Genomic DNA, 10,917 nt, shown 5'->3' with positions numbered 1-10,917 from the left:
GTCGGCGCGCGTGGTAAGATTCATCGTGAAGGGCCTTTCTCTTGCTTGCTTTGGCTTAGACACCCGCAAGCATACCGAAGGGCCCTTTTCCTTCGCTAGCAGATTTCTCGGCTGTTTTTCCTCAAAAACTTAACTCGCACTCTAGTTTAATGTTGACAAAGAGCGGTGGCTTTTTTTGGTTTCTTTTCGGTCGAGAATAAGCCCGATGTGAAGGGTAGTCTAAGCGCACGTTGTGAGAGCTTGCCGTAGCGCCGTTTACTTCGCGGTTGTCGCTTTCGCGTTGTCGAGGGCTTGTAGCATGCCCATCATCCTGGCGCGCGTAAAGCTCGCCTTCGGGTCGGCCGCTTCTGCCTTGGTGACAATCCCCTGTTCGCAAGCCCAATCGAGGGCAACTTTCTCCTCTTCCTGTGAAGAAGGCTTCGAGGGGGTGCTCCACTTGGTTTCCTCGTCTGAAAGCGCGAGCGCCCGCGACGCTTCGCTCGACGCATCTTCTACAAGATAGGCATAGCGCAGCATGGCCAAGCAGATTTCCTGAATGGTTATCTCGTCTTCGGCGCGGAAGTTGTTCCCCGCCGCAATTTCATCGTCTTCCAGCCACCGCACCGCGTCAGCACAAAACGAATCAGCGCTGACGTCACTCGAGGGGTCGTCAAAGTAATCGTAACGTAGGGGCAACATGCCCGGGCGCCCGGCATAACGCCAGAAAAACTCAGCCGCTTCCGCGCGAGTGATACTGTTTTCGGGACGGAACTCATTGTTGCCGCTCGCCCCCACATGCGCCACATTGCACGAGAGTGCCCACTCGATCGCCGCGGAACTGGAAGGGTCCGCCAGCACGTCGGTATACATCTGGTCGACCGTGGCGTTTCGAACCAGAATGCGAACAGAATGCTCGACGAAGGTGAAGGCGTAGTCGGTATACAGCTCGTCGCCCGACTTCTTAGGCTGGTCAGACACGCAATTATCGTATACAACGTCGTACGCGCGATTGCCGCCGAAGTTGATCAGGTTTCCCCAGGCCGTGCAGTTCGTAACCTGAAAGCCCTTCGCGCGGCGCGCCCCAACGCCGTTCAGGCGATAGAGGGATTGATGCTCGAAGAAGAACCCGAACTTCGTGTTCGCCGACGATGTGCAGTTCTCGATGACCATCGATTCGTCCTCGGAAAGCCCCACGCCCACGCCGAATCCTGATGCACCGTAGGAATCCGCCGTGGCGTTCTTTCCGCAACCGATAGCCGTGCAATCGCGCATCACGCAATCGATGGGGTAATCGGCGCCGAAGCCCGTGCCGTCGGTGTTGCGTACCTCGACGCGCTCCCAGGTACAGCCGCGGAACAGCTTGAAGAAAAACCCCTTGCCCGAGGCGTTGTACCCACGAAGCGACCCCTGCGTGCTCTCGCCGTCGATGGTGAAGTCGTAGAACGAGGCGTTGTCGAGGTAGCGGCGGTTGTCGAACCCGTCGTAGTAGAACATGTCGATACCATGAGGGGCCTCGCCGGTCATAGCGTAGCGGCCGAGCGGCTTGAGAATCGTCGCGTCCTTGCCGCTTCCCCGCACCTCGACGTTGTCGCGCATCTCGATAACGCAATTGCTCTCATCGGTAGCTTTCGTCCACGCAAAATAGAATGTTCCCGGGCCCAGATGCACCGAACCGCTCTTCTTCGAGGCGTCGTCAATCGCCTGTTGGAGAAGCGACGAATTGTACGCGGCCTCCTCTTGCCCCTCCCTCAGGGGAATCACGTCGAGAAACGTAGCCGTCTGCTCGGCGCTTGCGCCCTTGCCCGTCTTCGAGCACGCGGTCATGACGCTGGCGGCGGCAGCCGAAGTTGCGCAAGCAAGGGAAGCGATGAACGCGCGGCGAGTGAAGGGGCGAGGCATACGATTACTCCTTGCTTTCCACCAGGTCAATCGCCGCAAGGTTCAGTTCGACGAACCGAGGCTTCACGCATGTGCGAATCGCGTCGCGCAAATCGTCGAGCGAAAGCGGCAGATGTCCCGTTTTCAGTGCGAAGGCAAGAAGCACGGTATTAAGTGCCTTCCTGTTTCCCACCTGGGACAACACGGCTTCATCATCGACGAGGACGAAACGGGCGGGCGCTTCGGCACGCACATTGAGGCGCTTTTCCAACGAGGCGACCGTTGCCTTTGCGAGGTACGGCTCGGTCGAAAGGGCTGCCGTGATAGGTTGGATGGAGGTGGTCGCGCTCACCATCACGCCGTCGGGCGCAAGGTAGGGGAGCACGCGCGCGGCCTCGGCTGGCTCGAACGCGATGATCATGTCGGCGGTGCCCTTCGCAACGAGCGGGGCGATTACTTCCTCCCCGGTATCGCCCATCCGAACATGCGACACCACGCTGCCTCCACGCTGCGCCATGCCGATCGTCTCGGCAGTACGAACCTGCCATCCTTTTGCCTGGGCCGCCTGCGCGAGAACTTTCGCAGCGAGGACCGTTCCCTGCCCGCCAACGCCGGTCAAAAGCACGTTACGCATGGGACGCCTCCTTCTCCTCCGCGTTTCCCAGCAGCTCGAGCGCCTTGAAGGGGCACACCTGGACGCAAAGGCCGCACCCGTTGCACAGCGAGGCATCGACGAACGCCTGGCCGCGATCCTTGCTCTTCGCGCCACGGCGAGTCTGGTCAAACCCCAGGCCAGGGCAGCCGATTTCAGTGATGCACTTCTTGCATCCCGTGCAGGTGTCGACGTTAGCGCCCACAAACGCTTTCGGTTTCACCAGCTGAACGCAAGGGGACTCGAACAAGATGGCCGAAGGGCCCTCGAAGTCGATTGCGCGCTTCGCCGCGTCGATCGAGCCTTCCAGATCGAGCGGGTCGGCATGAACGATGCATTCCACACCGAGCGCCTGAAGCACCGCCTCAATGCTGATCGGCTTGCGATGCGGTCCCATGAGCGTCACGCCGGTCCCCGGGTGGGGCTGCGACCCCGTCATGGCGGTCGTCGCGTTATCGAGCACGCAAACAGTGATGTCGTGGCCGTTGTAAACCGCGTTCGCGATGCCCGTGAGGCCGCTCGCGAAGAACGTCGAGTCGCCGACGAAGGCGAGTTGCTTCTTATCGGGCTCCACGACGGAGAATCCCTGAGCCATGGTGATTCCCGCGCCCATGCACAAACACGTATCGACCGCATCGAGCGGCTTCGCGTTGCCGAGCGTGTAGCATCCGATATCGCCGCAGAGCACGGCAGGGGTCTTCCCCAGCGCGCGCTTCACCGCGTAGAAGCTTCCCCTGTGGGGACACCCGGCGCACAGTACCGGCGGGCGGACAGGCAAGGGCTCGTCGAAGGAAGCCGGCACTTTCAGGGACTCGCCCAAAGAATCGGAGAGGCCGAAGAAGCTGGTCAGACGGGCGATCGCATCATCAACGTCGTTTTCCCCGCGATCGCGCGTGTCGCCCGTCAGTTTGCCGAGCACCTCGTAGCTCGCGTGAGTGCGGCCCGCACGCACGGCAAGCTCGTCCTCGATCACGTGGTCGAGCTCCTCGAAAACGATAACGCGGTCCAGGCCGCAGGTGAACTCATCGGCAGTCGCGGTGGGGAAGGGGTGCGGCGTCCCTACCTGCCAGAAGCGGTAGGCGGGCATCTGTATGCCCTGCTCCCCACAAAGCTCCTCAAGCCGGCGAATGGCTTCGCGGACATACGACGCCGACACGCCACCGGCAGCGACGCCAAGGCGCGGCGACATGCTCGCGTCGCCGCCCTGCTCCTGCGGGTTGAAGCTCGCAAAGGGCTCATCTTGCGCATAATCCTTCGCGATGCTGACGAGGCGCTCGTTGATTTCCCCATGGCCCTCAAAGGCACGGCGAGGGAAGATGACCCAGCGGGAACTGCGCTCGAAGCCTTCTTCGGGAATCGGCTTCGCAAAGGTTTCGTCTTCCACCTCAAAAAACGTCGACGCATGGCAGATACGCGTCGTCGGGCGAACGATGACGGGCGTCCGATATTTCTCGGAAAGGTCGAACGCGGCCTTCATCATCGCGAAGCCCTGCTCGGGAGTGGCGGGATCGAGCACAGGAACCTTCGAGAATGCCCCGAAACGGCGGGTGTCCTGCTCCGTCTGGGAGGAGATGGGGCCTGGATCATCGGCGACGAAGAGCACGCAGCCGCCCTTGATCCCGACGTAGTTCAGGCTCATCAGAGCGTCGGAGGCAACATTCAGCCCAACCTGCTTGCAGGTGAACAGCGTGCGTGCGCCGCAGTACGACGCGCCCGCAAGAAGCTCGAGCGCCGCCTTCTCGTTCGTCGACCATTCCACGTGAACGCCGTGAGCTTTGCCAGCCGTATGCAGCTTCGCGACGGTCTCGATCAGCTCAGACGACGGCGTCCCGGGGTATCCCGCGACAACCCGCACCCCCGCCTCGAGGGCGGCGTGGGCGAATGCTTCGTTGCCCATCAACAGTTTCTTCGACATAGTCCCGCCTGACTCAAAAACCATTCCGCCGACCTCGCGGCCGGCGGAATTCCCCCTATTTCTTGGCTGCCTTCTTGCGGTCGACCGCGGAGAGGAGGCGCTTTCTCATGCGCACGTTCTGCGGCGTAATCTCGACGAGCTCGTTATCGGTGATGTACTCGAGCGCCTCTTCGAGCGTGAAGGTGCGCGGAGGCGTGAGCTGCACGGAGATGTCGGAAGTGGAGGAGCGCTGGTTGCCCAGGTTCTTCGTCTTCGCGACGTTCACCACCATGTCGCCCGGGCGAGCGCTCTCGCCGACGATCATGCCCTCATAGCACGCGTCGCCGGGAGCGACGAACAGCGTGCCGCGCTCCTGCAGCGTGCCAAGCGCGTACGCAACCGCCTTGTCGGTGCTCATGGAAATCATCGCGCCGTTCTTGCGACCGCCGATGTCGCCCGCATAGGGGCCATATTCCAGGAACGTGTGGTAGAACACGCCGTCGCCGTGGGTGACATTGAGGATGCGATTCTTAAGACCCATGATGCCGCGGGTCGGGATCTTGAACTCCAGGTGCGTGACCAGGCCCGACGCGTCAAGAGACACCATCGTGCCGCCAGCGGTGCCGAAGATCTCGATAACCTTGCCCGAGTACTCTTCGGGGCACTCGACCACAGCTTGCTCGATCGGCTCGATCTTGTTGCCGTTCTCGTCCTTCTTGAACAGGACGCGCGGACGGCCCACCTGCAGTTCGAAGCCCTCGCGGCGCATCGTCTCCATCAGGACGGAAAGATGGAGAATGCCGCGGCCGGAAACTTCGATGCCGGATTTGTCCTCGAGCTCCTCAATCTTCATCGTCACGTTGTTCTCGCGCTCGAGCATGAGGCGCTCTTTGAGCTGGCGGGCGCCGACGATATCGCCTTCGCGGCCGACGAGCGGAGACGTCGACGGCTCGAACACGATGGACAGCGTCGGCGGGTCGATCTCGATCGGGTCGAGGGCGATGGGGTTCTCAGGGTCGGTGTAGACGTCGCCGATGTCGGTGCGCTCGATGCCGACGACAGCTCCGATGTCGCCCGCTTCAACGACGTCGCATTCCTTGCGGCCGAGGTAGTCGAAGGTGAAGAGCTGGCGAACCGTCGCAGTCGACTCGCTGCCATCGTTCTTCACGACGAGGATGGTGTCACCCGTGTGAATCGATCCGGAATACACGCGGCCGATGCCGATGCGTCCGACATACTCGGAGTGATCGATTGTCACGCACTGCATGGCGAGCGGACCGTCGGGGTCGACCTCGGGAGCGGGCATGTCGTCGAGAATCATGTCGAGCAGCGGGTACATGTTGTCGTTGTCGTCGGCGGGGTCAAGGCGTGCGAAGCCGTTCATGGCGCTCGCGTACACCACGTGCTCCATCGCGAACTCGAGCTGCTCGTCGTTTGCGCCGAGGTCCGCCATCAAGTCGAGGCAGTCGTTGTAAGCCTTCTCGGGATCGGCACCGGGGCGGTCGATCTTGTTCACGACGATCATGATCGAAAGACCCGCCTGGATAGCGTGGCGCAGCACGAAGCGCGTCTGGGGCATGGGTCCTTCGAACGCATCGACGAGAAGCAGCGTGCCATCAGCCATCTTGAGCACGCGCTCGACCTCGCCGCCGAAGTCGGCATGGCCCGGGGTGTCGATGACGTTGATCTTCACGCCCTTGTACTCGATGGAGATGTTCTTCGCCAGAATGGTGATGCCGCGCTCGCGCTCCTGGTCGTTGGAGTCGAGCACGCGCTCCTCGACCTTCTGATTCTCGCGGAAGGCATCGGTCGCGCGCAGAAGCTTGTCGACGAGGGTCGTCTTGCCGTGGTCGACGTGAGCGATGATGGCGATGTTGCGAATGTTCTCTTGTTTCACCTGTGTTCCTTTTTCTACAATCTACCTGCTTGTTTGCGTCTTCTCTTCGACTGTTTCACGTGAAACCCCCGAAGGGAAGACGCATCTTCTTCCTTACCCTATCTCGTCAAGACGCGCGAGGAGCTGCTTCTTCTCGGCGGCGAGCTCGTCGAGGTGATCGTTGAGGATGCTCGCGGTTTTCTGCGCGCTCACCACTTTCACGATGCCCCACACCGCGCACGCCACGCCGATGCTTGCGACAACGGCGAGCACGCCGAGCTTGCGCCCGAACGCGAACGCCACCAAAGCGCCGATGCCCGCCATCGCGAAACCGCTGCGGCGCTCGTCGAGAGCGACGTCGCGCTGCGTGAGCAGCTGTTTGCGCGCGGCGGAGATGCCTGCAAGGCGAGCGTTGATTTCCGCTTCCTCGGCGGAAGAGGCGACCGTTCCGCGAGCACGCGCGGAGGACCCCTTCCCACTGGTCAGCACCTCATATGCTTCCTGAAGGTTTTTGAATTGCTCGGTGGCCCGCTCCTGGAGCTTCTTGTTCGAAGCAAACCGATCCGGATGCAGAATCTGAGCCGTCTCGCGGTATGCTGCCTTCACTTCCTCGGACGTGGCGTCCGCAGAAAGCCCCAGCAGGCGCAGTGCCTCGTTGCGGTTCATCTTCCTCCTTCAATCATGACGCTTCATTGTACAACGCGAGGAGTAAATAACATGAAAGCCCCTTGTAAGAAGCATATATCGGTCGGTCACCGTCAATTGCGATTTGAGTTGCAGCAAAGCCCGTGAGAGTTGTCCAACCCTCACGGGGTTCAATCACCACCGAGCTGAAATAAAAAATCGCCGGTCGATTGAATGACCGGCGACTGAGTTGATGGTGGAGAATAGGGGGATCGAACCCCTGACCTCAGGCTTGCAAAGCCCGCGCTCTCCCAGCTGAGCTAATTCCCCGAATGACTTTTACCTCATGATATTAATAAACGCTCCACCGGCTAACTCGGCTCACGGTGGAGCGTTTATCGCAAATCATGGTGGGCCCGAATGGATTTGAACCAGCGACCTCACGCTTATCAGGCGTGCGCTCTAACCAACTGAGCTACGGGCCCTTGAAAAGTGCCTGATTATAGTAACCCGACGACCAGATATCGTCAACCCATAATCTGCTAGAATTTGAAAAAAGTTTTTTATTGAGGAGCCGGCATGATCCCTTTGAAAGTTCTCACCCTCATCGTTTTGAATTCCATGCAGCCAGCAGCCCTGGTCATGGAGCCAATTGAGAAGCATCAGCGAACGAAATCGCGCATCGTGCCGGTATGGGTCGGGCCCGCTGAAGCCATGCAACTCGGCATGGCCGTCGAGCACATGAGGACCCCAAGGCCCCTCACCCACGATCTCATGCTCGATGCCCTCACCAACCTTGACGCACGGATCGACCACGCCGTCATCAACGACGTGAAGGGGACGACCTTCTTCGCGAAGCTCTATTTAAAGCAAGGCGACCGGATGATCGAGCTCGACGCCCGGCCGAGCGACGCCATCGCGCTGGCTATACGCGAAGATGCTCCCATCTACATCGACGAGAAAACCCTCGATAAAGGAAGCTACCCTTACATCATCAGGGAAGACGCCTCCGAAAGCGAGATTGGGGAATTCCATAGCTTCCTTGAGAATATCTCCCCTGAAGACTTCCGAGCGTAAATGCTGAAAGGGAGTCCCGCCAAAGGAAGGGAAGTCCTGCCACAGGAGCGACAGGGGCCCTTCGCTGCGTCCAGAAAACAAAAGAGGGGCCTTACAGCCTGCCAGCCGTAAGCCCCCTCATTAACAACTTATGCCGCTTGAGCGCAGCGCCTGCGCCTAATCGAGGTCGTCTTCGCCAAGTTCCCCTTCATCGGCCAGCTCAATCTCGTCGATTTCGTCGACGTCGTCTCCCTCGGCCTTCTGATCGCGCTTCTTCTTGCCAGTACTCGAGATGGCGACAGCCGTCACGCGATCCTTGTCCGCGACATTCATCACGCGAACGCCTTGCGTCGAGCGTCCAAGCTCGGAGATTCCGCTCACCGGAGTGCGAACAACGACACCCTCCTCAGAGATGATCATAATCTCGTCGTTGGGTTTCACAATCTTCATCACCGACAGCAAACCCTTCTTGTCAGTCATTGTGATAGTGAACACGCCCTGACCGCCGCGATGGTGCTCGGGATACTCATCGATCGAGGTACGCTTGCCGTAACCCTTCTCAGTGATCACGAACAGGTCGCTTCCTGGCTTGGCAATCTCCATACCGAGCACATGCGCGTCAGCAGGCACCGTCATGCCCTTCACGCCCATGGTGTCGCGTCCCATGGCGCGCACTTCGCCCTCGCTCCACATGATGGCCTTGCCGGCGCTCGAGACCATGATAACCTTCTCGCCGACTGCCACCCGGCGGACGCTGATCAGCTGGTCGTCCTCTTTCAGGTTGATGGCGATGAGTCCGTCACGGCGTGTGCGATCATAGAGGTCCATCGAGGTCTTCTTCACCATGCCATGCTCAGTGGCGAACATGAGATATTCGTCCTCTGGGAAGTCCTTCGTCGCAATGACGGCGGAAATTGTCTCGCCCTTTTGCAGGGGCAGCAGGTTCACGATTGCGGTGCCGCGAGCGTGGCGCGATGCCTCGGGAAGCTCATACACCTTCAGGCGATATACCTTGCCCGCAGTCGAGAAGAACAGCATATAGGAATGCGTCGAGGCGACGAACAGGTGCTCGACGTAGTCGTTGTCCTTCAAGCTCACGCCCTGCATGCCCTTGCCGCCGCGCTTCTGCTGGCGATAGGTAGTCACGGGAAGGCGCTTCACGTAGCCCGCCTTCGTCATGGTGACGACCACGTTCTCTTCGGCAATCAGATCCTCGACGTCGAAGTCCTTCGCGTCGCTTGAAAGCTGTGTCTTGCGCGGGGTGCCGAACTTCTTCTTGATCTCCTGCAGCTCGTCTTTGATGATCTGCTTGAGCAGGCCCTCGTCCTCGAGCACGCGCTTGTAGTACGCGATCTTCTCGCGAAGGTCGGCTAACTCCTGCTCGATCTTCTCGCGCTCCAAGCCGGTCAGGCGGCGCAGGCGCATCTCCAGGATGGCGTCGGTCTGCTTCTTGGAGAGCCCGAAACGCTCGGTCAGGCGCGCGCCCGCCTCTTTGTCGGTCTGGGACGAGCGAATGATGTGAATGACCTCGTCGATATTGTCGAGCGCGATGATGTAGCCATCGAGGATATGTGCACGCTCTTCGGCCTTCATGAGCTCGAAGCGCGTCCTGCGCTCGATGACTTCCTTCTGATGCTCGATGTAATAGAAGAGCATCTCCTTCAAGGAAAGCACGCGGGGCACGCCGTCGACGAGCGCCAGCATGATCACGCCGAAACCCACCTGCAGCTGCGTGTGCTTGTACAGCTTGTTCAGCACGACCTGAGACAGCGCATTCTGCTTCAAATCGATAACGATGTCGATGCCATGGCGGTCAGCAGCGTCGTGAATGTTGGAAATCTCAGGCAGCTTCTTGTCGCGCACGAGCTCGCCGAGCTTCTCGAGCAGACGCTTGCGGTTCACCTGGTAGGGAATCTCGCTGACCACGATCGACGATTTGCCATTCTTGCGATCCTCGATCGTGCATTTCGCACGAACGGTGAGTGAGCCGCGGCCCGTCTCATACGCATCGAGAATGCCCTTCTTCCCCATGATGATGCCGCCGGTGGGGAAATCGGGTCCGGGGAGCGCGGTCATGAGCTCCTCGGTCGTGATATCGGGGTTGTCGAGCATCATGCAGGTCGCGTCGATTGTCTCGCCGAGGTTGTGCGGCGGGATGTTCGTCGCCATGCCGACAGCGATGCCGTTCGAGCCGTTGACCAGCAGGTTCGGGAAGCGCGCGGGAAGAACCTTCGGCTCCTCGAGGCTCTCATCGTAGTTCGGCTGGAAATCGACCGTCTCCTTGTCGAGGTCGCGCAGAAGTTCCATCGCGGCCTTGTCGAGGCGCGCCTCGGTGTAGCGCATTGCTGCTGCGGAGTCACCGTCGATCGAACCGAAGTTGCCATGGCCGTCAACTAAGGGCACGCGCATCGAGAAGGGCTGCGCAAGACGCACCATCGTGTCATACACTGCGGAGTCGCCGTGTGGATGGTACTTGCCGATGACGTCGCCGACGGTACGCGCCGACTTCATATGCGGGCGGTTCGGCGTATAACCGGACTCGTTCATCGCATAGAGGATGCGGCGATGAACGGGCTTCAAGCCGTCGCGCACATCGGGAAGCGCTCGCGAGACAATAACGCTCATAGAATATTCCAGGAACGACGCCTGCATCTCTTTGCCCAGGTAGGCACTGCGAACTGTCGTGCCTTCGCCACCGTTTGCGCCCTCGATGATCTCTCCGTGGGCGGTCGGCATGTCGACGAGCATCGACTGCGCGAGCTGCTCTTCGGATACTGCAGAGCCGACGGCGGGAGTGGCGGAATCTTCCTGCGATTCCTCTTCCCCTTCCTCGGTCTCAGCGTCCTGCTCGGCACGGGAAAGCATCTCGTTGAACGCGTCGTCGCGCTCGGGCTGCTCCCCTTCCGGCGGGGTCATGTCGTTATTTTCTGCCATTAGAATCCTTTCGAGATTTCAGGC

The 10,917-nt window shown here is 60.1% G+C and carries 7 protein-coding genes and 2 tRNA genes; 1 reads left to right on the top strand and 8 read right to left on the bottom strand.

Annotated features, from left to right (window positions below):
* Positions 1 to 255 precede the first annotated feature (255 nt).
* The 7 genes from ACMRQN_RS07195 to ACMRQN_RS07165 all read right to left on the bottom strand — a co-directional run bounded on the left by ACMRQN_RS07195 (position 256) and on the right by ACMRQN_RS07165 (position 7,388).
* The gene (locus ACMRQN_RS07195) at positions 256 to 1,878 is read right to left on the bottom strand and encodes an S-layer homology domain-containing protein (protein WP_418734410.1); all 1,623 of its coding nucleotides are present in this window, start codon (positions 1,876 to 1,878) and stop codon (positions 256 to 258) included.
* Positions 1,879 to 1,882: 4 nt separating this feature from the next.
* Positions 1,883 to 2,491, bottom strand: a complete 609-nt coding sequence (locus ACMRQN_RS07190; protein WP_418734409.1) for an indolepyruvate oxidoreductase subunit beta — start codon at positions 2,489 to 2,491, stop codon at positions 1,883 to 1,885.
* Positions 2,484 to 4,424 carry a thiamine pyrophosphate-dependent enzyme gene (locus ACMRQN_RS07185; protein WP_418734408.1) on the bottom strand — a complete coding sequence of 647 codons (1,941 nt, stop codon included), beginning with the start codon at positions 4,422 to 4,424 and terminating at the stop codon, positions 2,484 to 2,486. The genes ACMRQN_RS07190 and ACMRQN_RS07185 overlap by 8 nt, the downstream gene beginning before the upstream one ends.
* 55 nt (positions 4,425 to 4,479) lie before the next feature.
* Positions 4,480 to 6,300 (bottom strand): translational GTPase TypA, encoded by a 1,821-nt coding sequence (typA, locus tag ACMRQN_RS07180; protein ID WP_418734407.1) that lies wholly within the window; start codon positions 6,298 to 6,300, stop codon positions 4,480 to 4,482.
* Between the two features lie 93 nt (positions 6,301 to 6,393).
* Positions 6,394 to 6,945 carry a J domain-containing protein gene (locus tag ACMRQN_RS07175; RefSeq protein WP_296059124.1) on the bottom strand — a complete coding sequence of 184 codons (552 nt, stop codon included), beginning with the start codon at positions 6,943 to 6,945 and terminating at the stop codon, positions 6,394 to 6,396.
* 212 nt (positions 6,946 to 7,157) lie between these two features.
* A tRNA-Ala gene (locus ACMRQN_RS07170) sits at positions 7,158 to 7,233 on the bottom strand.
* A 78-nt stretch (positions 7,234 to 7,311) separates the two neighbouring features.
* Positions 7,312 to 7,388: transfer RNA gene (locus ACMRQN_RS07165), tRNA-Ile, on the bottom strand.
* A gap of 94 nt (positions 7,389 to 7,482) precedes the next feature.
* Between ACMRQN_RS07165 and ACMRQN_RS07160 the strand changes: the two genes are divergently transcribed.
* Complete coding sequence (locus ACMRQN_RS07160; RefSeq protein WP_418734406.1) at positions 7,483 to 7,980, top strand: bifunctional nuclease family protein; 498 nt, start codon at positions 7,483 to 7,485, stop codon at positions 7,978 to 7,980.
* Positions 7,981 to 8,136: 156 nt separating this feature from the next.
* Here the strand turns inward: ACMRQN_RS07160 and gyrA are convergent, their stop codons facing one another.
* A complete protein-coding gene (gyrA, locus tag ACMRQN_RS07155; protein ID WP_418734414.1) occupies positions 8,137 to 10,695 on the bottom strand; it encodes a DNA gyrase subunit A in 2,559 nt (852 codons plus the stop codon).
* Positions 10,696 to 10,917 lie beyond the last annotated feature (222 nt).

This window comes from Ellagibacter sp., from assembly GCF_048412355.1.
Classification (GTDB): Bacteria; Actinomycetota; Coriobacteriia; order Coriobacteriales; family Eggerthellaceae; genus Ellagibacter.
Note: the sequence above shows the minus strand (reverse complement) of the source record. Positions and strands in the feature narration are given on the sequence as shown.

What these genes read in the sequence shown, in the direction of transcription:
- ACMRQN_RS07195 (WP_418734410.1), bottom strand. Translation starts at nt 1,878, where the DNA reads ATGCCTCGCCCCTTCACTCGCCGCGCGTTCATCGCTTCCCTTGCTTGC.
- ACMRQN_RS07190 (WP_418734409.1), bottom strand. Translation starts at nt 2,491, where the DNA reads ATGCGTAACGTGCTTTTGACCGGCGTTGGCGGGCAGGGAACGGTCCTC.
- ACMRQN_RS07185 (WP_418734408.1), bottom strand. Translation starts at nt 4,424, where the DNA reads ATGTCGAAGAAACTGTTGATGGGCAACGAAGCATTCGCCCACGCCGCC.
- ACMRQN_RS07175 (WP_296059124.1), bottom strand. Translation starts at nt 6,945, where the DNA reads ATGAACCGCAACGAGGCACTGCGCCTGCTGGGGCTTTCTGCGGACGCC.
- ACMRQN_RS07160 (WP_418734406.1), top strand. Translation starts at nt 7,483, where the DNA reads ATGATCCCTTTGAAAGTTCTCACCCTCATCGTTTTGAATTCCATGCAG.
- gyrA (WP_418734414.1), bottom strand. Translation starts at nt 10,695, where the DNA reads ATGCCGACCGCCCACGGAGAGATCATCGAGGGCGCAAACGGTGGCGAA.